The following is a 21,533-nucleotide window of genomic DNA, read 5'->3' on the forward strand; positions in this document are numbered from 1 at the left end:
GAGAGAGAACTCAGCCGACGGTGACGCTCGGCGCGCCCTCGCCGATCGACTCGCCGGATTCCTCGGCGATGCGCATGGCCTCTTCGATCAGGGTCTCCACGATCGCGTGCTCCGGCACGGTCTTGATGACCTCGCCCTTCACGAAGATCTGGCCCTTGCCGTTGCCGGACGCGACACCCAGATCGGCCTCGCGCGCCTCGCCCGGGCCGTTCACTACGCAGCCCATCACCGCGACGCGCAGCGGGATCTCCATCCCCTCCAGCCCGGCGGTGACCTGGTCGGCCAGCGTGTACACGTCGACCTGCGCACGCCCGCACGACGGGCACGAGACGATCTCCAGCTTCCGGGGCCGCAGGTTCAGCGACTGCAGGATCTGGGTGCCGACCTTGACCTCCTCCACCGGCGGCGCGGACAGCGACACCCGGACGGTGTCGCCGATGCCCTGGCGCAGCAACGCGCCGAACGCGACGGCGGACTTGATCGTGCCCTGGAACGCGGGCCCGGCCTCGGTGACCCCGAGGTGCAGCGGATAGTCGCACTGCTCGGCCAGAATCTCGTACGCCCGCACCATCACCACCGGGTCGTTGTGCTTGACCGAGATCTTGATGTCGTGGAAGTCGTGCTCGGCGAACAGCGACGCCTCCCACATCGCCGACTCGGCGAGCGCCTCCGGAGTGGCCTTGCCGTACTTCTCCAGCAGCCGCTTGTCCAGCGACCCGGCGTTGACGCCGATCCGGATCGGCGTGCCGCGGTCCTTCGCGGCCTGCGCGATCTCCTTGACCTGGTCGTCGAACTTGCGGATGTTGCCCGGGTTCACCCGCACCGCGGCGCAGCCCGCCTCGATCGCGGCGAACACGTACTTGGGCTGGAAGTGGATGTCGGCGATCACCGGGATCTGCGACTTCTTCGCGATCGCGGGCAGCGCCTCGGCGTCGTCGGCCGACGGGCACGCCACCCGCACGATGTCACAGCCCGCCGCCGTCAGCTCGGCGATCTGCTGCAGGGTGGCGTTGACATCGGAAGTCAGCGTCGTGGTCATCGACTGCACCGAGATCGGGTGGTCGCTGCCGACTCCCACCGACCCCACCATCAGCTGGCGGGTCTTGCGACGCTCGGAGAGAACGGGCGGGGGCAGAGCGGGCATACCTAACGCGACGGTCACGCTTCCAGCGTACCCACCCCACCCGGGCGCGTTTCAACGAAGTCAGCCGACGCGGTGAGCAGCGTTACCCCCGGTCGGGCGGCCGGGGACGCCCGCGTGCCCCGGCCGGTACGCGCGGTTACTGCAGGCGGATCGGATTGACGATGTCGGCCGTGACCGTGAGCAGCGTGACGCCGCCGCCGATCACCACCAGGACCATCGTGATCGCGGACAGCTTCGTGTAGTCGACCGGGCCGCCCGCGGGTTTGCCGCGCAGGCCGCGCAGCCAGTCGCGGACGCGTTCGTACCAGACGATCGCGATGTGCCCGCCGTCCATCGGCAGCAGCGGCAGCAGGTTGAACACGCCGATGAAGAAGTTCAGGCTGGCCAGCAGCAGCAGGAAGACCTGCCACAGCCCGGCCTCGACCGCCTCGCCGCCGAGCCTGCTCGCGCCGACCACGCTGACCGGGGTGTCCGGGTCGCGCTCGCCGCCGAAGATCGAGTTGAAGACCGCCGGGATGCGCTTCGGGAAGGCCATCAGGCCGTCCCACGTGCGGGCGAACATGTCGCCGGTGAACGACGCCGCGCCGCCGAACGCGCCGCCCACGCTGTAGTGGATGGCCGTGGCGCGGGCGATGCCCACCGCGCCCACCGAATGGGTGCCGCCGTTCACGGCGGGCCGAGTCACCTTCGGAATGTCGACGGTAAACGTCCGCTCGACCCCGTCGCGTTTCACCACCACCGGCACCGGACCGGAGAGCGACTGCACCTGGTTCACCATGTCGTCCCAGGTCGGAGTGGGTTTGCCCGCCACTGACAGCACCTGGTCCCCCGGGAGGATCCCGGCCTTCTTGGCTGGCGCCGGGTCGCCCGGCTTGCAGACCGGGTTGTTGGCCTGGTCGACCGTGGTGGCGTTCTGCACGCAATCGGAGACCTGGGCGGCGATCGGCTTCATGTCCACGTTCGGCAGGCCCATGGTCGCGGCCATGACGAACAGCACGATGAAGCCGAGCAGGAAGTGCGTGATGGAACCGGCCGACATCACGACGGTCCGCTTCCAGGCCTTGAACCGCCACATCGCGCGCGGGGCCTCTTCGGGGGTGACCTCGTCGAGCGCGGTCATGCCCGCGATGTCGCAGAAGCCGCCGAGCGGGATCGCCTTGAGGCCGTACTCGGTCTCGCCGCGCCGGAAGGAGAACACCGTCGGCCCGAAGCCGACGAAGTACCGGCGGACCCGCATGCCGAACATCCGGGCGGTGACCATGTGGCCCGCTTCGTGCAACGCGACCGAAACACAGATCGCGAGCGCGAAGAGCACCACGCCGATCACATAGGCAAGCACGGGCCCTGCACCTCACCCCTCAGCCGCGGCCCGCGATGCGGTGGCGGCAGGTTCGTTCGTCTTCCACGGCTCCAGGCGGTGAGACCACCCGAGAAAGTTCCGGGTTCAAGTATCCGCCGCCAGCGTGAAGCCAGTGTTGCATCGCCCGGCGCGGCCGCGCGCACCGGTCGCGCTCATCCCAGCAGCTCGGCGGCCCGCGTGCGAGCCCACTGCTCCGCGGCCAGCACGTCCGCGACGTCGCGGGGTTCGCGCCGCCATTCGCCCGCGTCGGACACCACCTGCGACACTGTGTCCACAATCGAGAGGAACTTGGCCTTGCCCGCCAGGAACGCGGCCACCGATTCCTCGTTCGCCGCGTTGTACACCGCGGGAAGGCAACCGCCCGCGGCACCCGCTTCGCGAGCCAGCTCGACAGCCGGGAACGCCTCGTTGTCGACCGGTTCGAAGGTCCAGCTCGCCGCCGTGTCCCAGGAGCACGCGGCGGCCGCGCCGGGCACGCGGTGCGGCCAGTTCAGCGCCAGCGCGATCGGCAGCCGCATGTCCGGCGGGCTGGCCTGGGCGATCGTGGAGCCGTCGGTGAAGGTGACCATCGAGTGCACGATCGACTGCGGGTGCACCGTCACGTCGATCCGCGCCGGTTCGATGCCGAACAGCAGCGACGCCTCGATCAGCTCCAGGCCCTTGTTCACCAGGGTCGCCGAGTTGATGGTGATCAGCCGTCCCATCGACCACGTCGGATGCGCCATCGCCTGCTCGACGGTGACCTCGCCGAGGTCCGCGCGCTTCCGGCCGCGGAACGGGCCGCCGGACGCGGTGAGCACGAGCCGCGCGACCTCGTTGTCCCCGCCGGAACGCAGCGCCTGCGCCATCGCCGAATGCTCGGAGTCGACCGGCACCAGCTGTCCCGGCTTGGCCGCGGCGAGCACCAGCGGTCCGCCGGCGATGAGGGATTCCTTGTTGGCCAGCGCGAGCGTCGCGCCGGTGGCCAGCGCGCGCAGCGTCGGGTCGAGGCCCTGCGAACCGGGCAGCCCGTTGAGCACGACGTCGACCGGCACCGAGTCGATCAGCTCGGCCACCGCGTCCGCACCGGCGAGGATGCGCGGGAGGCGGAACTCGCCCTTCGCGTACCCCCTGCGCTGCGCCTCGGCGTACAGGGCGAGCTGCACGTCTTCGACTGCCGTGGGCTTTGTCACGGCGATGGCCGCTACTTCGTGCGCGATCGCCTGCTCGGCGAGTGCCGCCGGATCGGAACCGCCGGCAGCGAGGCCGGCGACAGTGAACAAATGCGGGTTACGTGCGGCGACGTCGAGCGCCTGGGTCCCGATGGACCCGGTGGAGCCCAGCACGAGGACGCTTCGCGAAGTAGTCATCAGCAAGCATTATGGCCCGGGTCGTGTCCGCGCGGCGGCCAGCGGTGTGGGATCATGCGAAGGCACAACATCAGGGGAGTTTGAAGGAGTGGTCGTGGCAGGCAAGGCGGTCGAGAAGCGCCCCGAGGTCGACCCGCGCGACGAGCCGTCGGCGGAGTGGGGCTGGCACGGCTCGTTCCCGAAGGCCACCCGCATCGCCGGCTGGCTGTCCGCGGTCATCCTGCTGCTGATGATCAAGGGCAACCACGAGAACAACACCGAGAACGTGTGGCTCGTCGGGCTGGCCGCGTTCATCGTCCTGCTCCTGCTGCTCGACCTGCGCAAGAGCCGCACCGCCTGGCGCAAGTAAGCCCTGGCGCCGGCGACCCCTGATTCGCTAGTTTCCGGGCCCATGAAGCCACGCTGGGCCGCGCTCGCGGCCGCCGTCATCGCCGGTCTTTCGCTGGGCACCGCGGCCCCGGCCAGCGCTGCCCCTCCGGTGCGGCCGCCGGTAGTGCAATGCACCTTCACGCCGACGCCGGAGAACCCGGCGGCGCGTCCCGTGCTGCGCCCGCTGCCGTTCGCGCTCACCCGCGGAACGATCGACGTCACCTTCCACTACAACTACGGCCCGGTCACCGTCCGTCTCAACAGCGGCGGAGCGGCCCCGTGCGCCGTCGCGAACATGGCGAGCCTGGTGCTGCAGCACTTCTACGACCGCTCGCGGTGCTGGCGGCTGTCGAACTCCGCGCGCCTCGGCGTCCTGCAGTGCGGCGACATCTACGAGGTCGAAAAGGGCGGCCCGGGATACAAATTCCCGGACGAGGTCACCGGCGAGGAGACCTACGAGCGCGGCACTGTCGCGATGGGCAACCAGGGTCCGGGAACCAACGGGTCGGAGTTCTTCATCGTGCACTCGTTCGCGCACATTCCGGCGAACTACTCGGTGCTCGGCAAGGTGGTGCGCGGCATGGAGGTCCTGGACCGGATGGTCGCCGACGGCATCGTCCCGACCGACCCGAACGGCCCGCTCGACGGCGCGCCCAAGCATCCGGTGAAGATCCGCTCGGTCAGCTTCGGCCGGTGACGCCCGGCGCGTAAGCGCGGAGGAAAACGCCGACGCCGGACCGGACCAGCGCTTCCCAGTCCTCCCCCGGTTCGGCCGCGGCGGCGCTGCCCGCGGTGAGCTGCACGAGGTGCACCGCGGCCAGCGACGGGTCTTCCAGCTCCACGTGGCCTTCCGCGGCGAGCCTGCGGAGATGCCCGGCCAGCGCCAGCCGTACCCGGGTCGGGCCGCGCTCCTTCCACGCGGCGACCGTCTCCGGGTCGATGTGCTCCAAGTCGGCCTGGATCTGGCGCACCAGCGCCCAGTGCGGTTCGGTCTCCGGATCGCGTTTCGCCCAGCGGAGGCCGAACTCGACGAGGTCGGCCTCCAGGTCGGCGATCCGGCCGAGCAGCTTGTCCGCGACCGCGATCTGCCGCTCGGCGACCCGGTCGGAGCTGTCCAGGATCACCGCGCGGAAGAGCCCGGCCTTGTCGTCGTAGTGGTTGTAGATCGTCCGCGACGACACGCCTGCCTCGGCCGCGAGCACGTCGATGCTGGCGCGCGAGTAGCCGTCCCGCGCGAACACCCGCAGGGCGCCGTCGAGCAGAGCACGTTGTTTGTCCGTCCGCACCGGCCCAGTATGCCGAAGTACAACGGTCGTTGCAAAAACGACAACGACCGTTGTACGTTTGCGGCATGACTTCTCCGCTTCGCATCGCGGTCATCTCCGGAAGCACCCGCCCCGGCCGCCGGGCGACGCAGGTCGCCGAATGGACCCGCCGTTCCTGGACGAGCCGATGCCCGCCGCGATCGGCGGCTACCGCAACGACCACACCCAGCGCTGGGCCCGGCTCGCCGACAGCTTCGTTTTCGTGACCCCCGAGTACAACCACTCCCTGCCCGCGGCGCTCAAGAACGCCATCGACTTCCTGTTTTCCGAATGGGCGGACAAAGCCGCCGGTTTCGTCAGCTACGGAACCAACGGCGGCACGCGCGCGGTGGAACACCTGCGGCTGACGCTCGCCGAGGTGAAGGTCGCCTGCGTGCGCTCTCCAGTCGCGTTGGGACTGTTCACCGACTTCGCCATTCCGGACCTGGCCGAGCCCGGCACCTTCACCCCCGCCGAGCACCACGAAGGCATCCTGACGCGGATGCTGGGCGAACTTGCCGATTGGTCGACCGCGCTGCGCACCCTCCGAGCTTCGTGTTGACCGCTGTCGCCGCTCCCCTCGACCGCGCGACGTGGCGGATCTGCTGGATCATCGTGTTCGGCGCGTTCGCGAGCGGACTCGACGCGTCCGTGGTGACGATCGGCCTCGACTCGATCAGCAGCGATCTGGGCGCGGATCTCTCGGTGACCCCATGGGTCGCGAGCGGCTACCTGCTCGCGCTGGCCCTGTCGCTCCCTTTGACCGGCTGGCTCGCCCGGCGCTTCGGCGCCGGCCGGGTGTGGCTCGTCGCGCTGGCCGCGTTCACCGTCGCATCCGGCTTGTGCGCGGTCGCGCCGGACGTCGTGCTGCTCATCGTTTTCCGGTTCCTGCAAGGTTTGGCGGGCGGAGTCCTGATCCCGGCCGGGCAAACGGTTCTGGGCCACCAGGTCGGCGCGGCGCGGCTGGGCCGGGTCATGGCGACGCTCGGGATCGCGGTGAGCGTCGCGCCCGCACTCGGCCCGCTCGCCGGAGGCTTGATCCTGCACGGGCTTTCGTGGCCGTGGCTGTTCCTGATCAACCTGCCGATCGGGGCGGCCGGCCTGCTTCTCGGTCTCCGGTACGTGCCCCGCGGCTCTCGGGAGAGCACTGGCGGGATCGATTTCGCCGGCCTGGCCCTGGTCGCCGCCGGGCTGCCGTTGGTCCTGTACGTCGTCACGACGTGGGGCGAGACCGGACGGCTCGAATGGCCGATTCTGGTTCCTGGTCTCGTTGTGCTGGTTTGGTTCGTGCTGCGGTGCCGTCGGCATCCGCGTCCGCTGCTGGACTTTTCCCTGTACCGCAACCGGCTTTACCGGGCGGCGAGCCTGGCCGCCGCGTTCAACGGTGCGCTGATCTTCGGCAGCGGGATCGTCGTGACGCTGTACTTCCAGCTCGGCCGGCACCTGGATTTCGTCGGCACCGGGCTGAGTTTGCTCGGCTTCGCCGGTGCCACGGCCGCGATCGCACCGGTGACCGGGCGGGCGGTGGATCGGTACGGTGCCGCGCCGGTCGCGTTGGCGGGCGCGGTGCTGGCGGTGGTGAGCACAGTGCCGTTCGCGTTCCTGCCGGTGGACGCGCCTGGCCTGGTGGTGCAGGTTCTGCTGGCGGGGTATGGGGCTTCGGTCGCGTTGGTGAGCATGCCGATGGGGATCGCGGCGTACAAGACTGTTGAACCGTCCCGGCTTCCGGATGCTGCCGCGCAAGTGACGATCCTGCTGCGGGTGGGCGGATCGCTCGGGGGCGCGGTGTTCGCGGTGCTGATCGCCCGTCGGTTGCCGGATGTCGACGGGGCGTTCCGGGTGGGGTTCGCGGCGATCAGCGTGGGCGCGGTGGGGTCGCTGGGAACGGCATGGCTGGTGCGGAGGGCCTCGTGAGCGGCGATCCCGGTTAGAACCGCGATCGCCACTCACGACACCATGACCGCATGAACACGCCCCCGGACGGTCTTCCCGCCTACCGAGTCCTCACCGGTCCCGACGACTCCGCCTTCTGCCGCCGGGTCAGCGAAGCCCTCGCGCTCGGCTATCGCCTGCACGAGGGCCCCGCCTTGACCTTCAACGGCGAGAACGTGATCGTCGCCCAAGCCGTGCTCTGGCCGGAACCCGCTACCGGTCGCTCCGGGGAGAAACCAGCTCGCTAGGCCCGCCGCCGGATTCCCCGGCCACCGCGGCCAATTCCTCGCCCACCGACTCCGACGGCTTCTTCGTGTCCTTCGTCAGCAGCGACGCCACCGCGCCGATCAGGCACACCACGATCGCGAAGCCGAACGCCACCGCGAGGCCGTCCTGGAACGGGCCCGAGATCAGGTTCGGGAAGAAGCTGCGTCCGGTCAGGAAGCTCGCCTGGTCCGCGGGCAGACTGCCCAGCTGGCCGCCCAGCAGCTGCTGGATCGGGTTGTATCCGAGGAACGCCGCGAACAGCACCGCGACCGCGGGCAGGTGCGCGACCTGATTCGCGGCGTCCGGGGCCACGCCGTGCGCGGTCAGGCCCTGCGACATCGCGATCGGCAGGTGGTCGGACAAGCCGGCGATGATCAGGCTGAAGAAGAAGCCGATCGACAGCACCATCGCCGCGTTCTGGAAGGTCGTCATCATGCCCGCGCCGGAGCCTCGCGCGTCGGCCGGAAGGCTGTTCATCACCTCGGCCCGGTTCGGCGAGGAGAACATGCCCATGCCGATGCCGTTGAGCAGCAGGATCCCGGCGAACGCCCAGTAGTCGAAGTTCACCGGCAGCAGCGTCAGCAGCAGGAAGGTGACCGCGGTGATGACCAGGCCGCCGGAGGCGAGCGCGCGGCTGCCGATGCGGTCGGACAGGATGCCGGACGTCGGCGCGGCCACCAGGAAGCCGATGGTCAGCGGCAGCATGTAGATCCCGGCCCACAGCGGCGTCTGTTCGAAGGTGAAACCGTGCTGCGGCAACCAGATTCCCTGCAGCCAGATGATCAGCACGAACTGCAGCCCGCCGCGGCCGAGCGACGCGGTCAGGTTCGCCAGGTTGCCCCAGCTGAACGAGCGGATCCGGAACAGCGACAGCCGGAACAGCGGGTTGGGCACCTTCGTCTCGATCACCACGAACGCGATCAGCACCGCGACCCCGCCGATCAGGCAGGACAGCACCATCGGGCTGCCCCAGCCGGTCTGCGAAGTGCCGTACGGCTGGATTCCGTAGGTGATCCCGACCAGCACCGCGATGAGGCCGACCGCGAAGGTGATGTTGCCCCACCAGTCCATTTTCGCGTGCTGGCGGACGCCGGTGTCGTGCAGCTTGAGGTACGCCCACACCGTGCCGATGACGCCGAAGGGCACCGACACCAGGAAGATCAGGTTCCAGTTCACCGGCGCGAGCACGCCGCCGACCACGAGGCCGAGGAACGAGCCCGCGATCGCCGCGACGCCGTTCATGCCGAGCGCGAGCCCGCGCTGGTTGGCCGGGAAGGCGTCGGTGAGGATGGCCGACGAGTTCGCCATCAGGAACGCGCCGCCGACGCCCTGCACGATCCGCCAGCCGATCAGCCACAGCGCGGCCGCGTCGCCGCCGAACCAGGTGATCGCCAGCATGATCGAGGAAACGGTGAACACGGCGAAGCCGAGGTTGTACATCCTGGCCCGGCCGTACATGTCGCCGAGCCTGCCGAACGCCACCACCAGCACCGCGGTGACCACGAGGAAGCCCATGATCATCCACAGCAGGTAGCTCGTGTTCGACGGCTCCAGCGGGTTGATGCCGATGCCCTTGAAGATGTCGGGCAGCGCGATCAGCACGATGGAGGAGTTGATCGTCGCGATCAGCATCCCGAGCGTCGTGTTGGACAGCGCGATCCACTTGTACCGCGGACCGAGTTCCGCGATCGAATACGTCCTGCGCTCCGCCACTGTCGAAAACCCCTCTCCCAGCCGTTCCCTTAGCTAGGCTAAGCAAGTTGCTTGCGGTAGGCAACCAACAAAAGAAAACGACTGGGAGACAAGGGTCACAAACGGATGACTATCCTTTGTGGACTGTTTACTTTCACTCGGTCGAGTTACCGCCGCACGGGACCTCCGACAACCTTTCCCGGGTTGAGAATCCCGTGCGGGTCGAGGGCGTTCCTGACCGCGCGGTGCAGGTCGAGAACCGCTGGTCCCAGCTCTTTCTCAAGCCCTGGCCGCTTCAGCAGGCCGACGCCGTGCTCGCCGGTCACTGTCCCGCCGAGTTCGAGCGCGTCGGCGACGATGTCGTCGAACGCGGCCTGCGCGCGGCGCTGCGCGTCGTCGTCCCCGGCCGGCGTAATCAGCAGCGGATGCAGATTCCCGTCTCCGATATGCGCGATATTGGCGATTTGCGTATTGTGCCGCTGCGCCGCCAGATCGATCCGGGCGAGCATTTCCGGCACCAGATGCGTCGGCACGCAGACGTCCTCGGTGAGCACCGGGCCGAGCCGTTCGAGCGCCGGGTACGCCAGCCGCCGGGCGGCGAACAACGCGTCCGCCTCGGCCTCGTCGGTCGACTGCGCGGCCCAGGTCGCGCCCGCCTTCTCGAAGCACTCCACCATCACCGCGGCCTCGTGCCCGCCCGGCACGTCGCTGCGGCCGAGCAGCACCACGTTCGCGTCGGCGGACAAGCCCATGTTCTTCCAGGCGTCGACCGCGGCCAGGCAATGCCGGTCCACCAGCTCCAGCGCCGACGGGACGATCCCCGCCGCGCGGATCGCCGCCGCCGCCTCCCCCGCCGCGACCGTCGAGTCGAAGTAGCCCGCGACGGTCGCCTCCGGCGCGCGTTTCGCCCGCAGCCGCACGGTGATCTCGGTGATGACGCCGAGCGTTCCCTCCGAACCGACCATCAGCCCGGCGAGGTCGTACCCGGCCACGCCCTTCGCGGTCAGGCGGCCGAGCCGCACGAGTTCGCCGGTGCCGGTGACGACCTGCAGACCGAGCACGTAGTCGCGGGTCACGCCGTACTTCACGCAGCACACGCCGCCCGCGTTGGTCGCGACGTTGCCGCCGATCGTCGACCACGGCGAGCTGGCCGGGTCCGGCGGGTACCACAGCCCGTGTTCCGCACAGGCCGCACGGAGATCGTCGTTGACCACTCCCGGTTCGACGACGGCGAGCCGTTCCACCGGGTCGATCTCCTTGATCTCGGTCATCCGGTCGGTCGCCAGCACGACGCAGCCGGCCAGCGCGTTCGCGCCACCGGACAATCCGGTTCCCGCCCCGCGCGGCACCACCGGCGTGCCGTGCTTGATGCATTGGCGCACGATCGCCCGCGCTTCGTCCGCGGTGCGCGGGCGGACCAGGACCGCCGGTTCGCCGTACGGGGCCCACTCCGCCTCGTCGTGCGCGAAGCTGCGCAGCACATCGGGGTCCCGCACGATCCGGTCGTCCGGCAGGACGGTGTGCAGGTCGTCGATCAGCATGGGGGCTCCCGCGTTCTTTCCGGTCCGCTTCTCCCCGCCAGGTTAGGTCGAAATCCGGGCGGCTCGTTCGACGTATCGGCGAGCGCGAGCTTCGAGGAGGCAGCCGTGCACAGCACCGGCACCACCGTCACCCGCCGCGGGATTTCGATGCTGCGTGCCGTCGCCGCCGGGCGCGGACGCCTGACCTGCGGCTGCGAACCGGATCTGTTCGTGGGCGGCCTGCCGTGCGGCGACCAGTTCACCGCGCACGCGCTGGCACGCGCCGGTCTGCTGCGCGCGCGGGAACCGGGGCCGTTCGGGCAGCCGGTGCCCGCCGTGCTGACGCCGGCCGGGGAAGCACTGCTCGCCGCCGCCTGACCCGGCTACGCTGACCAGCGAGAAACGGGAGGGCGGAGCAGATGGCGTCCGGAGCATCCGGAACGGAGACAGCGCGGCGCAGGCGGCGCACCACAGTGGCGCTCAAGGAGTCGCTGCGGGAACTGCGCAATCAGCTGTCGCTGCTGAACCACCAGGTCGGCGGACGGCTGAAGCTCAAGGACGTCGACCTCGACTGCCTCGAACTGATCTCGACCGCCGGACCGCTGAGCCCGAGCGCGCTCGCCCGCCGCGCGGGCTTGCACCCGGCGACCGTGACCGGCATCCTCGACCGCCTGCAGCGCGGCGGATGGGTGGTGCGCGAACGCGATCCCGAAGCGGCCGACCGGCGCGCGGTCACCGTGCGGGCGGTGCCGGGACGCACCCAGGAACTGTTTCGCGTGTACGGCGGGATGAACTCGGCGATGGACGACCTGTGTGCCGGATACACCGAAGACGAACTCATGCTGATCGCCGGATTCCTGCGCCGCACCGCCGAAGCGGGCCGGGCGGCGACCGGCGAACTCTCCGCGGAATGACGGCAGGGCCTCGCCGCTTCGCCCGAGCGCGAAACGACGAGGCCCCGGTATCCGTCGGCGCGGCTCAGCCGTCGAGCGTGCCGTACACGATGATGTTGTCGAGATAGCTCTTCTTTTCGGCGTCGAACGCGCCGCCGCACGTGATCAGCCGGATCTGCGAATCGGTCGTGTTGCCGTACACGGCTTCGGTGGGGAACGTCTTCTTCGCGATCTGGTCCACCTTGGTCACCGTGAACGAGGCCTTCGACCCGTCCTTGCGGCCGATGACGACCTTGTCGCCCTTCTTCATCTCGTGCAGCCGCCAGAAAATGCCCTTCTGGTGGTTGCCGTCGATGTGACCGAGGACGACCGCCGGTCCGACCTGGCCCGGTTTGGGTCCGAAGTGGTACCAGCCCGCCTGCAGCGGCTGGTCCACCGGCGGCACCTGGACGGTCTTGTCGTCGTTGAGGCCGAGCGGCACCAGCGACGAATGCGCGTCGATGCTGGGAACGTCGAGCGAGACCGGGTCCGCGACCTGCTGCGCGGCCGCCGCGGAACTCGCCGGGGCCGCGGCGGGCGGGGCCTGATCCGCCGAACCGCAGCCCAGCAGGGCGAAGTTCGCGACGAAAGCCAGCAGCAGCGCGAAAAGCCCGAACCGGGAACGCGTCACCGGGCGGTCACCGCGGCCAGCGTGCCGTCGCCGGTCTCCGGCGCGCCGACCGGAACGACCGTGACCTGGCCGGGGCCTTCGGCGGGCGGGGCGGGCTTGCTCGGCTGGGTGGTCGGCGGAGTGGTGGGCGGGGTGGTCGGGTTGCCCGCGACCTTGGCGCAGGTGGCCGAGGCGAGGACGATGTCGCCCTTGCCGAGCGCGCCGGTGACGGCGCCGCCGAGCAGCTTGATGTGCAGCGCGTTGACGGTGAGGCTGCCGTCGGAGTGCTTGATCTGCTCGTTGACGATCACCTGGAGCACGCCGTCGATGCCGAGCTTCTGGTTCGGCTTGGTCGACACCGGGAGCTTGCCGATCTTGCCGAGGTCGAGGCCGGCCAGCTCGGACGAGGCGGTGATGCCGTCCGGGGTGGACTTGCACTCGGAACTGATCACGCGGGCCTTGGGGGTGGAGCCGGCGAGCGGGGCGAGCACCGGGAGCGCGGCGTCGACGATCGAAGCCTTCGCCTCGACCGGGCCCTTGCTGCCGTCCTGCTTCGCCGAGCTGCTGACCGCCTTGGCCGTGACCAGGCCCTTCAGCGGCACGTTCACCACCTGCGCGGACTCCGGGCCCTCGGTCGAGGAGGGCGCGATCTTGCCGGTGTCGACGGTGATTCCCTTGTCGCCGAGCACGCCGGGCAGCAGCGAGACCGAGGCGGACGCGCCGTAGGCCGAGCCGGCGGGCGCCTCGGCGGCGAGCGCCGACGGGGCGACGGCGGTGGCGAGCAAAGCCAGCGCGGGAACAGCGACCGCGACGGTCCGTCCGCGCAGCAGGGCAGAACGCATGAATTGTCCTTCCGAACATCAAGAATGGAGCCGCCGCACGGATCCCCGAATCCACGCGTGACCGAGCACAACTGTCGGTCCCTGGCAGAGCGCGACATTATCAAGACGCCCAGGAAACGCAAAGCAAGATCCGTCGCGCACCGCGCCCGCCCGGCGGTTCCGGTGACCACAATTATCGCAATTTAACCACTAAAGAGTGATGTAACGCGGCGTTGCCGCCGCGTTTTTCTCACGCTGAGCCACCAGAACCGGGGCACCGATGGCGGATTGCCCCTCGCCCCACTCGGAGGGGTGATCCTGCGGAGGGTAGTCGTTGAACACCCTCCGCACTGTGACCGCTACCGCTCATTCCCGGCCCGCCAATTCGTCCCGCGACCGAGGGCCGTGCGGGCGGAAATTGTCCACAATGGAATCGACCGGAGCGGAACGAGCGAACGGGAAAAAGGGTACGAATTTCTTGCCCGGGGCGGTGACCAGCGGTAACGCTCAATCCGAGGCGTCGCTCCGCACCGGCCGGACCGTGTTTCGTCCGGCAGTCCTGCCGCGACGAAACACGGTCCGGCCGGTCTGGTCTTCTTTCTGCCTGTCCGGCTCACTCCTGGTCCGCGCCCGAGCTCCCGGGGTGGGCGACGCGGTCGGTACGCTCCCCCGGCGCACCAGGATCCGGCCAGAGCAAAGCCGGTTCAGCGCCGTCTTGCGGCGAGCCGGAGCCCGACCTCCCGTCCGAGTTGTCTTGCTCTGCATCCGGAGCCCCTGGCTGTGTGCCGTCGCCCCCGCGGTCCGAAACCGGATCAGGCGTCTCGTCCCGGCCGAACTCCGCCTTGTCGTCAGGAGCTCGGACAGCCATGACGTCGCGAGGCGACCCAGCATCAGCGTCGGCACCTTCTTCGTCCCGGTGAAACCATGCCCGCGCAGCCACATTGTCTTGAGCCTGCTGAGCGTGATCGTCGTACGCCGGGGAAGGCGAGCGGCCTTGGGCCGATCCGTCCTGGGGCAGCTCCTCCTGAACCGGTCCGGACGGCGACGGGTCCGGGTCCAACGCGCCAAAGGCCTCACGGACCTGATCGGCCAGGTCTGGTTTGCCCGCCCCGGCGAAAGAGCTGGCCAGCCGTTCAGCCAGCAGATCCCGTTCGGGTGCGTCTGCGTCCAGGCCAATCCCGTTCATCAGAGCTTCGACAAGATCGACCACGCTGTCCCGTGGTGATGGGTCGGAGACCGCTGGCGTGCGCTCGGACGCGGACACGTCCTCCGGAAACGCCATCTGCCCATAGCCCAGTTCCCGACCCGTCGCCGCCCGCACGTTGTTGGCGGCCGCCGTCAGCTCGGCGAGAGTGTTGATGTCCTTCACTACATTCGCCACGTCGTTGTTCTGCTTCACCAGCCACCAGACGACCGCACTGCCGGTGTCGCTGAGAACGTCTTCTCCGAGATAACGCCGCCGGTCTTCCTCATGCTTGCGCTCGTACTCCCACACCAGCGCGTCTTTGCGCGTCTTCGCGAACAGCTCAAGCCGCTCGCGGTCGGCAGTCTCAAGATCGAGCCGCACGTCGGCAGCCGAAACCTCGACGAATCCGGATTTGTCCGGCCCTACCTTGCCTAACACGCTGTTCAGCCGATGCCGGACCTGTTCGTGGTCAAGAGGCAGTTCACCCGCCGTGATCGCCTTCGCTCGTTCCACGACTTCGTTGATCGCTACCGCACCCGGACTCGCGTGCACCGGCCCGCGCACCTCCGGGCATAACCGCCACCACACCGTCGCCGAGAACAGGAACCGGTAGTCCTCGCGCCTGCTCGGCAACGCAGTCGCGGTCACCTCCGTCCGCTCGAACCGAACCGGGGCTGGTTCCGGCACCGGCTCCGGCGCGGGCGGTTGCACAGCAGCCAGGTGCGCCGTCATGCGCCGGTCGACCTCGGACTCGTAGGCGATCCGGGCGCTGATCCGCTTGTGGACAGCTACTGGAATGATCACCAGCGGAAGCATGAGCATAAGCCACAGCAGGGAGTCCAGTCCGATCGTGAGACCGATCGGAACACCGGCGCAGACAAGCAGTGCGATAGAGAGCGTGGCCTTGTCCGATGAAGTCATGATCGGCCTTTCTTCTCGCGGAGCGTGGTGGTATCCGAATCGACCACGCCCTGCGCTTCGTTGATCAGCTGGATGACAAGGAGCGCGAAGCGGGCACGTGACACGCGATCACCGCTCCGCGCCCAATCTCTGGCAGTCACATAGACGGTGGCGAGAGTCCGGGGATCGCCGCCCGCTCCGGCGAGCACCTCGCGAACGAGCAAGGCCGCGTCCGGAGCGTCCGCACCGGCGCATTCGCTCAGCCAGGTCCGCAGATGCTCCTGCCATTGCGGCGCGGGCAGGTTCGTCATGAGCGCGCGCCAGACCGCCTCGATGCACCTGCGCACAGTGGGATCGGACCCGAAGCGACGGCCTCGGACGTCAGTGCTCAGCACCAGCTTCGGACTGAGCACTCGCAGCGCCAGCTCTGTCTCGGATCGCCCCCGATCCGGCCGGGGAGGATGCTGCCGCAACCGCCAGGCGAGACGGCGGTAGAGCCGGAGATCGCTCGCGACCAGTTGGAGCAGCCGCTCCAGCGCATAACTGTCGACGCGGTCTCGATTTCGCTTGACCAAGTGGTTGAGCCTGGTGAGCGCCTCTTCCGGGTACTCCGCCGCCATCTCCGCCGCGCACAGATCGGCCAGCACCGCGGCAAACTGGCCCGGCAAGTCGCGCGCCCGCGCCCAAGTGTAGAACTGCTGCCGGAAGAACCGGCCGTGCCGCGAATGTGCCAGCCCCCTCGACAGGACGGTCTGCACCTGATCTGGCCAATCCCGCGCCGGCGGCCAGTTCCTGACCAGCTGCGCCAGATCGTCTTGCAGATCTGCATCAAGCAGTTGAATCGCCATCCGGTCAGCCAGCCGAAGCCGGGACGACCTGCTCAGCTCCTCCATGCCCACGAGGCTGGCGCTCCAGTCGTGGAGAACATTGTGCAATCGCGGGTACTCCCGCCAGAAGTAGGCGGCGACCGCGCCGCCGTATCCAGCTTCCCGGAACCGGATCCCGCCATGCTCGTCCGCGGGCACCGCGGTGACCTCGCCCAGGTAGCTGGACAGCGAGATACGTTCCAGCAACGGAACCTCGCTCTCCGGATGCTCCACCTGCGTCAGCAGCTTGGCCGCAGCCGCGAAGACCACCCTGCGATGCTCGCCCTCCAGCATCGCCAAGGCCAGAGCGAGCGCGCGGACCACGCCGTCCTTCTTGCCGTCGAGAAGCTTCCGCGCTTCTTCAGTCCGGTCGGCAACCGCCTGCTGTGCTTCCCTGAGCAGATCCAGCAGCCGTTGGCCGCCTCGCGCCGACGACCGCGCCCTCTCGGCAAGACGTGCCAGATTGTTCATACTCGACGAAACCAACGAAGCGCAGAAGGCCTGGTACTCCGCCGGATCGAGGTCGCCGGACAGCCCGTCCGCAGCGAGATGCCGCCGCAGCACCACCGCCGGGTCCGGCCGCCCCAGCGGAACCAGGAACTGGCGGCTCTCGTCGAATTCGAACTGCTCCTCCACCGCCCGATCGACGATAATCACCAATCTGGTCGATCTGGCTTTCGTGTGCGCCCGGAGATAGAGCGCCTTCTCCTTGAGCTTCGCGTAGTACTCGCTCTCGACCGAGGAAAGGTCAAGGAGAAGCAGGTCTCCGTCGGCAACGCTGTCCGGGTCGAACGCGTCTTCCTCCACTTCAGTCGGCAAGACCCGGAAAAGATGACTGGAATCAGCGTAAGTGCGCAGGAGCATCTTCGCCGCGGTCCGCATCCCGGCCCCGGCCGGCCCGGAAATGAGGACCAGCCGGCACTTCTCCAGCTTGTGCTGAGCCTGCGGAAAGCCTTCCGGTGGCTCGAACCTTCGATAAAGCCAGCCCAGATCCGACTCGTGGAGCAGGCCGAACGGCCGGCGCCGGTTGTGCGGGCCGGGGGTGTCGATGTTGTTGATCTGGGTGTATTGAGTGACCGGTGAACCCACGCCTGGCCGGGGAAGCGGGCCGGGCGACTCGCGCTCGCCCGCAGTCAACGCCGCCCCTCGCCCTCCGCCGAGCCGTCGTCTTCCCTGACGTTGATGGTGCGTGCGTTGTTGAACGTGCCTGTCCCCGCATGGGTCGGACCATTGAACTGCGAACCGCCGACCACGTCGCCGTTGTACTGGTTTCCCGGGCCGCTGATGATCGTCCCGATCGACGGGTCGCGCCAAACCCCGCCTACGCCTCCGCCATGGACTTCGTTCCGCGTGGCGGATTCGCCTGTCTGCTTCGCGGGCTCAGTAAGATCTTTCAGCTCAGGGACGAAATCGAGCACATCCTGAGCGATCCGGTTCAGCAGGGTGTCAGGATCCCGGTGGTGGTAAACCTGGTACTGCAGATCCGCCAGCCGCTTGAGCCGCTGAGGCAACTCTTTGACCGGCAGCGGCGACTTCGCACGTTCGTCGACCACAGGGATCACCCGCACCCCGTGGTCGAATGCCATCACCAGCTCGCGGTGAATCCAGTCTTCCGGATTGTCGATCTTGCGCCGTCCGGTCCCGTCGGCGGCGGTCAGCCAGGTGGGTCCGATGACGCACAACAAGACTTTGCTGCCCCAGACGCCGTTCTCCAGCGCTTTCTGGAACACTGCGCCTGCCTGAATCGACCGATGGTCCTTGAAGATGTGTTCGTCGCCGAATCGACGGCGCAAGTCCTGGTCGATGATCGTCGCCAACTGCTCGCCGTCCCCGGTCCGGTAATTCAAAAATACTTTAGGCATGCTAAATAAACCTCCGTACACAAAGAACTCAACAAACGGGCACGCTCAGTGCGACTAGCCCAGTTGGCCGGTCAGGAGCGGATAGATGTTTCGGACCGATTTATGTCCGTGGAAGCGGGCAAGCGTCCGCCGCAACCGACGGAGGTCCTGGGCCACGGTCGCCGAGCCGATCGCCTGCAACGGCCCCTGCAACTCGGCGGTGATTTCACAGGCTCTTTCGACCTCGTTCTGCATCGCGTACGCGAGTGCCCTTCGGACGCCGTAGCGGGCTCTCGTCCGCAGCGCATGCTCCGGCACCGTTTGGAGTTGCCGGTCGAGCACTGCGGCGGCTTCCCGAGGGCGGCCGAGATCGAGCAAACACCACCCTGCCGCCATGGCCACCGGGTCCTCGAGGTGCATGGCGCCCAGCACCGGCAGGGCGGAATCGCCGCGGTCGTCCGGTATCACCAGCAGCGAACGCGCGCGGTCGAGTACTCGCATGCACGATTCGTAGTCACCGGCCAGCGCGTGCCCTTGCGCCTCCAGCTGTGCGGCCAGGCCTTGGATTCGCGCCGGCGTCGGCCCTGCCTGTGCCTCGCGGCTCAGTGCGATCGTCTTCCCGGCATCCTCCTGGTACAGGGCGACGACTGCCTTCCGGACGAGCGCGTAGCGGGCCAGATGACGGTCTCCTCCGGATTCTGCCATGCGCACTGCCTGATCTGTCCACCACAGCGATGCCCGCTCGTCCCCGCTTTCCTGCGCCATCCAGCCCACGTACTCCGCGGAGCGGGAAGCGAGCAGGAAAAGCTCCGAGTGGTCGCTGCCGACCGCCTGCCTGGCCAGCTCGCGAAGGGTGTGCGTCTGCGCGATGACGGTGGGGATGACCGCGCCGGGGCTCGCGACCTGCCCCAGAGCCCGCATTTGGTCGAACTGCAGGCGAAACACGGACAACGCCGTTCCCCCGGCCGAACGCGCCAAAGCGGGCGCCCCCACGCTGAACCCCAGCCCGGCACCCAGCACGATCGCCTCGCGTCTCCCCATCGGACGGAACCAGCTGCCGTCCCTGCCGTCGAGATTCACCATCCAGGCCTCTCCGTCGTCAGCCTCGTCGGCCCGTTCGGTCCGGTGCTCCCCGGTTTTGACCAAGGAAGCAAGCCGGCCTCCTGCCCGCAATTCGACATCGCACCGGCGCGCGAGGTCGGGATGCGCTCGTTTCAGCCCGTTCTCGATTTTGCTCAGATAGCCCTTGCTGTAGTGCACCACGACCGCAAGATCTGCGAGCGATACTCCAGCTCCGGTGCGCCACCGCCGAAGCTCGGCACCGAACTGTGCGCGGCTATCCGCCACCGATCCCTCCCCGTTGCCTGATGCCCGTGGCGAAGGACTGGTTGAAAGCCTCCGCGCGGTGCTGGAACCGCGGCACTTCGCACAGTCCAGCACAGCGACACCCCGCTTGGGCAGACGAACTCGGCGATTTACAACGGATGGAGTCATGAATTGACAGCCGGCCAGCGCGAAACAGCACGAACTCGCGCTCACCGGCGTGGAACAGTCAGCTGCTCCGTCGTCCTCGTGCTTTCCAATCCTTTTCCGCATGTCGCGCCTCAGAGCGCCCGAAAGAGCCTCGGCTCGCGTGCGCTGAATGACATCGTCCACAGCGAAGATTTTGCAGATCACGACAGTGCGGCACGAGCGTGAAGCGAGGGTTTCCCGGTGCCTGCTCGATGGGAAACGGGAAACCCCCTAGTCGCGTCGCTTGCCCGACAGCGAGCCGGAGCCGGTCAGGAAGGTTCTCCGCTTACCGGGTTACTCCGCGGCGACGGTGACCTGATAGAAGATCCCGGTCCGGTCCGGGAACACGAGCGCGCCCCGTTCGTCGACCATCTTCCACAAAACGTGGCAGACGCCGGTGCCGGTCGGCGTCACCGGGACGCTCACCTCGACCAGCTGCCCCGGTTCGGCGTCCGGGACCGGGACGCGCGGCGGCGACGGGCACAGCACGGTGGTGCCGCCGGCGACCTGCAGATAGCGGCTGCGCCACGGCACCGAGCCGGTGTTCTTCAGCCGCCAGATCTTCGTGAACGTCTGGCCGTAGCGGGCTTTCGCGCCGTCCGGGAAGGTGACGTCGCCGGGCAGGCCGTCGCCGCCGAAGCCGGACGAGTCGCCGGGCAGCGGGTAGTGCGGGACGGCGGCTTCCTTGTCCCGGGAGGACGGAGTGGCCAGGACCACGACGGCGGCCACCAGTCCGAGAACGACCAGCACCGTCGCGACGACGACGATCGAACCCCAGCGGCGGGTCTTGGCCGCGGCCGGTTCGGGAGCGGCGGACGGAGCGGCGATCGCCGGATCGGCATCGGGCGACGGTTGCGGCGCGGGAGAAGGTTCGCCCGCCGGAGACGTCCAGTCCCCCGTGCCGGGCCGCTCGGCGGACGAAGCGCCTTCTGCCGGGTCAGGCCCCCGGCCGGCCGGAGACGTCCAGTCCCCCGCGCCGGGCCGCTCGGCGGACGAAGCGCCTTCTGCCAGGTCAGGCACCCGGCCGGCCGGAGACGCCGCACCCCACGCCGGATCCGCCGGCTGCCCCTCGGCCGCCTCTTCCCAGCGCGCCAGCCACGCGCGGCGCACCGTCTCCTCGTCGCGGCCGAGGCCGGTCACCGCGAGGCTGCGGACGAACTCCCAGGTCGTCGGCCAGGACGGCATGCTGCGGCCGCGCGTGGCAGCCGAAAGAGCGGACTTCGACGCCGCCGCGCCGAGTTCGGTGCGCATGCGGTCGTAGGACGGGTCGCCCGCTTCCCGCTTCAGGTCCAGCAGAGCGCGAGCGAAACGGGCCACCGGGCCCGCGCCGGCGTCGGGCACGATGTGCTTGCGACCCCGGCGGGTCCCGGGCTGCCCGGCCGCGGGCTCGCTCATGCCACCTCCAATGATCGACATCGACCCTTGGAGGTTGCCAGGCGGCCCGGAGCGGTGCAGCCCCGGGCCCGCCAGCCGGTTCAGCGACCGAGGCTCAGAGCTTGCAGCCCTTCTGGATGCGCGCGACCGTGTGGTCCGCGCCGATGTGGAACTTCTTCTTGCCGCTGGTGCCGCCGTTGGTGGTCATGCACTGCACGCTCAGGGCGCCGTCCATGTCCTTCACCACGATGCCCGCGGACACCTTGTGCGAACAGTGGTTGTTGAAGTAGACGGTCACGTTCGTGAAGCCGTCGCCCCAGGAGTAGTTGGCCTTCTTCCCGGACGGCTTCGTGCACTTGATGCTCGCGGTGTGCTTGCTCTGCGCGCTCACCGGAGCCGCGGTGTCCGCCGACGCGGCGGGCGCGGCGATCCCGGCGAATGCGATCCCCAGCGCGGAGGCGGCCATCAGCGTCTTGCCGATCTTCATGGGTGTCCCCTCGGACGAATCGGAATGGAGTACAGCCGGGAAATCCCGGTGCGCTCATCCCAGCGCG

At 68.7% G+C, this 21,533-nt stretch carries 21 protein-coding genes; 7 read left to right on the forward strand and 14 right to left on the reverse strand.

Features of this window, described 5'->3' with window-relative positions:
• Window positions 1–10 precede the first annotated feature (10 nt).
• From ispG to dxr, 3 genes are all read right to left on the reverse strand, one after another.
• Window positions 11–1,162: a flavodoxin-dependent (E)-4-hydroxy-3-methylbut-2-enyl-diphosphate synthase gene (gene ispG / locus BM362_RS42270; protein ID WP_067591026.1), complete on the reverse strand. Its 1,152-nt coding sequence runs from the start codon at window positions 1,160–1,162 to the stop codon at window positions 11–13.
• Between the two features lie 118 nt (window positions 1,163–1,280).
• Window positions 1,281–2,483, reverse strand: a complete 1,203-nt coding sequence (locus tag BM362_RS42275) for a M50 family metallopeptidase (protein WP_093576960.1) — start codon at window positions 2,481–2,483, stop codon at window positions 1,281–1,283.
• Between the two features lie 173 nt (window positions 2,484–2,656).
• Window positions 2,657–3,853, reverse strand: a complete 1,197-nt coding sequence (gene dxr, locus BM362_RS42280; protein WP_067591020.1) for a 1-deoxy-D-xylulose-5-phosphate reductoisomerase — start codon at window positions 3,851–3,853, stop codon at window positions 2,657–2,659.
• A gap of 94 nt (window positions 3,854–3,947) precedes the next feature.
• Between dxr and BM362_RS42285 the strand changes: the two genes are divergently transcribed.
• Both BM362_RS42285 and BM362_RS42290 read left to right on the forward strand, forming a co-directional pair.
• Window positions 3,948–4,202, forward strand: a complete 255-nt coding sequence (locus BM362_RS42285) for a DUF2631 domain-containing protein (RefSeq protein ID WP_067591018.1) — start codon at window positions 3,948–3,950, stop codon at window positions 4,200–4,202.
• Window positions 4,203–4,244: 42 nt separating this feature from the next.
• On the forward strand, window positions 4,245–4,919 hold the full coding sequence (locus BM362_RS42290) for a peptidylprolyl isomerase (RefSeq protein ID WP_067591015.1): 675 nt from the start codon (window positions 4,245–4,247) through the stop codon (window positions 4,917–4,919).
• Here BM362_RS42290 and BM362_RS42295 read toward each other — a convergent pair.
• Window positions 4,903–5,508, reverse strand: a complete 606-nt coding sequence (locus BM362_RS42295; protein ID WP_093576961.1) for a TetR/AcrR family transcriptional regulator — start codon at window positions 5,506–5,508, stop codon at window positions 4,903–4,905. The two genes, BM362_RS42290 and BM362_RS42295, sit on opposite strands and share 17 nt — an antisense overlap.
• 139 nt (window positions 5,509–5,647) lie before the next feature.
• Between BM362_RS42295 and BM362_RS42300 the strand changes: the two genes are divergently transcribed.
• The 3 genes from BM362_RS42300 to BM362_RS42310 are packed head-to-tail and all read left to right on the forward strand — an operon-like array spanning window position 5,648 to window position 7,706.
• Complete coding sequence (locus tag BM362_RS42300) at window positions 5,648–6,088, forward strand: NADPH-dependent FMN reductase (RefSeq protein WP_244287464.1); 441 nt, start codon at window positions 5,648–5,650, stop codon at window positions 6,086–6,088.
• Window positions 6,082–7,440: a DHA2 family efflux MFS transporter permease subunit gene (locus tag BM362_RS42305; protein WP_244287465.1), complete on the forward strand. Its 1,359-nt coding sequence runs from the start codon at window positions 6,082–6,084 to the stop codon at window positions 7,438–7,440. The genes BM362_RS42300 and BM362_RS42305 overlap by 7 nt, the downstream gene beginning before the upstream one ends.
• Before the next feature lie 50 nt (window positions 7,441–7,490).
• On the forward strand, window positions 7,491–7,706 hold the full coding sequence (locus tag BM362_RS42310) for a DUF1737 domain-containing protein (protein WP_093576962.1): 216 nt from the start codon (window positions 7,491–7,493) through the stop codon (window positions 7,704–7,706).
• Here the strand turns inward: BM362_RS42310 and BM362_RS42315 are convergent.
• Together BM362_RS42315 and BM362_RS42320 are read right to left on the reverse strand one after the other, a co-directional pair.
• On the reverse strand, window positions 7,672–9,438 hold the full coding sequence (locus BM362_RS42315) for an MFS transporter (RefSeq protein WP_093576963.1): 1,767 nt from the start codon (window positions 9,436–9,438) through the stop codon (window positions 7,672–7,674). The two genes, BM362_RS42310 and BM362_RS42315, sit on opposite strands and share 35 nt — an antisense overlap.
• A 146-nt stretch (window positions 9,439–9,584) precedes the next feature.
• A complete protein-coding gene (locus BM362_RS42320; RefSeq protein ID WP_093576964.1) occupies window positions 9,585–10,958 on the reverse strand; it encodes an FAD-binding oxidoreductase in 1,374 nt (457 codons plus the stop codon).
• Between the two features lie 105 nt (window positions 10,959–11,063).
• Between BM362_RS42320 and BM362_RS42325 the strand changes: the two genes are divergently transcribed.
• Window positions 11,064–11,315, forward strand: a complete 252-nt coding sequence (locus BM362_RS42325) for a hypothetical protein (protein WP_167545649.1) — start codon at window positions 11,064–11,066, stop codon at window positions 11,313–11,315.
• Window positions 11,316–11,356: 41 nt separating this feature from the next.
• Window positions 11,357–11,851 (forward strand): MarR family transcriptional regulator, encoded by a 495-nt coding sequence (locus BM362_RS42330; RefSeq protein WP_067591003.1) that lies wholly within the window; start codon window positions 11,357–11,359, stop codon window positions 11,849–11,851.
• Between the two features lie 64 nt (window positions 11,852–11,915).
• On the opposite strand, the gene BM362_RS42335 is transcribed toward BM362_RS42330, so the two are convergent.
• The 8 genes from BM362_RS42335 to BM362_RS42370 form a co-directional block, all read right to left on the reverse strand.
• The gene (locus BM362_RS42335) at window positions 11,916–12,500 is read right to left on the reverse strand and encodes a class F sortase (RefSeq protein ID WP_093576965.1); all 585 of its coding nucleotides are present in this window, start codon (window positions 12,498–12,500) and stop codon (window positions 11,916–11,918) included.
• Entirely contained in the window at window positions 12,497–13,321 is an 825-nt protein-coding gene (locus tag BM362_RS42340; RefSeq protein ID WP_093576966.1) for a choice-of-anchor P family protein, read from the reverse strand. Before BM362_RS42340 ends, BM362_RS42335 begins: the two co-directional genes overlap by 4 nt.
• Window positions 13,322–13,913: 592 nt before the next feature.
• Window positions 13,914–15,407, reverse strand: coding sequence for a hypothetical protein (locus tag BM362_RS42345; RefSeq protein ID WP_093576967.1), 1,494 nt, complete (start codon window positions 15,405–15,407; stop codon window positions 13,914–13,916).
• Entirely contained in the window at window positions 15,404–17,341 is a 1,938-nt protein-coding gene (locus BM362_RS42350) for an nSTAND3 domain-containing NTPase (RefSeq protein ID WP_093576968.1), read from the reverse strand. Before BM362_RS42350 ends, BM362_RS42345 begins: the two co-directional genes overlap by 4 nt.
• Before the next feature lie 44 nt (window positions 17,342–17,385).
• Entirely contained in the window at window positions 17,386–18,114 is a 729-nt protein-coding gene (locus tag BM362_RS42355) for a TIR domain-containing protein (RefSeq protein WP_093576969.1), read from the reverse strand.
• Between the two features lie 54 nt (window positions 18,115–18,168).
• Entirely contained in the window at window positions 18,169–19,749 is a 1,581-nt protein-coding gene (locus tag BM362_RS42360) for a helix-turn-helix domain-containing protein (RefSeq protein ID WP_232791931.1), read from the reverse strand.
• A 150-nt stretch (window positions 19,750–19,899) separates the two neighbouring features.
• A complete protein-coding gene (locus BM362_RS42365; RefSeq protein WP_093576970.1) occupies window positions 19,900–21,000 on the reverse strand; it encodes an NBR1-Ig-like domain-containing protein in 1,101 nt (366 codons plus the stop codon).
• A gap of 94 nt (window positions 21,001–21,094) precedes the next feature.
• Window positions 21,095–21,466, reverse strand: a complete 372-nt coding sequence (locus BM362_RS42370) for a hypothetical protein (RefSeq protein WP_067590981.1) — start codon at window positions 21,464–21,466, stop codon at window positions 21,095–21,097.
• Window positions 21,467–21,533 lie beyond the last annotated feature (67 nt).

Source organism: Amycolatopsis rubida (assembly GCF_900115345.1).
In the GTDB taxonomy this organism is placed as follows: domain Bacteria; phylum Actinomycetota; class Actinomycetes; order Mycobacteriales; family Pseudonocardiaceae; genus Amycolatopsis; species Amycolatopsis rubida.

What these genes read in the sequence shown, in the direction of transcription:
- BM362_RS42330 (WP_067591003.1), top strand. Translation starts at nt 11,357, where the DNA reads ATGGCGTCCGGAGCATCCGGAACGGAGACAGCGCGGCGCAGGCGGCGC.
- BM362_RS42370 (WP_067590981.1), bottom strand. Translation starts at nt 21,466, where the DNA reads ATGAAGATCGGCAAGACGCTGATGGCCGCCTCCGCGCTGGGGATCGCA.
- BM362_RS42365 (WP_093576970.1), bottom strand. Translation starts at nt 21,000, where the DNA reads ATGAGCGAGCCCGCGGCCGGGCAGCCCGGGACCCGCCGGGGTCGCAAG.
- BM362_RS42340 (WP_093576966.1), bottom strand. Translation starts at nt 13,321, where the DNA reads ATGCGTTCTGCCCTGCTGCGCGGACGGACCGTCGCGGTCGCTGTTCCC.
- dxr (WP_067591020.1), bottom strand. Translation starts at nt 3,853, where the DNA reads ATGACTACTTCGCGAAGCGTCCTCGTGCTGGGCTCCACCGGGTCCATC.
- BM362_RS42355 (WP_093576969.1), bottom strand. Translation starts at nt 18,114, where the DNA reads ATGCCTAAAGTATTTTTGAATTACCGGACCGGGGACGGCGAGCAGTTG.
- BM362_RS42290 (WP_067591015.1), top strand. Translation starts at nt 4,245, where the DNA reads ATGAAGCCACGCTGGGCCGCGCTCGCGGCCGCCGTCATCGCCGGTCTT.
- BM362_RS42345 (WP_093576967.1), bottom strand. Translation starts at nt 15,407, where the DNA reads ATGACTTCATCGGACAAGGCCACGCTCTCTATCGCACTGCTTGTCTGC.
- BM362_RS42310 (WP_093576962.1), top strand. Translation starts at nt 7,491, where the DNA reads ATGAACACGCCCCCGGACGGTCTTCCCGCCTACCGAGTCCTCACCGGT.
- BM362_RS42300 (WP_244287464.1), top strand. Translation starts at nt 5,648, where the DNA reads ATGGACCCGCCGTTCCTGGACGAGCCGATGCCCGCCGCGATCGGCGGC.
- BM362_RS42320 (WP_093576964.1), bottom strand. Translation starts at nt 10,958, where the DNA reads ATGCTGATCGACGACCTGCACACCGTCCTGCCGGACGACCGGATCGTG.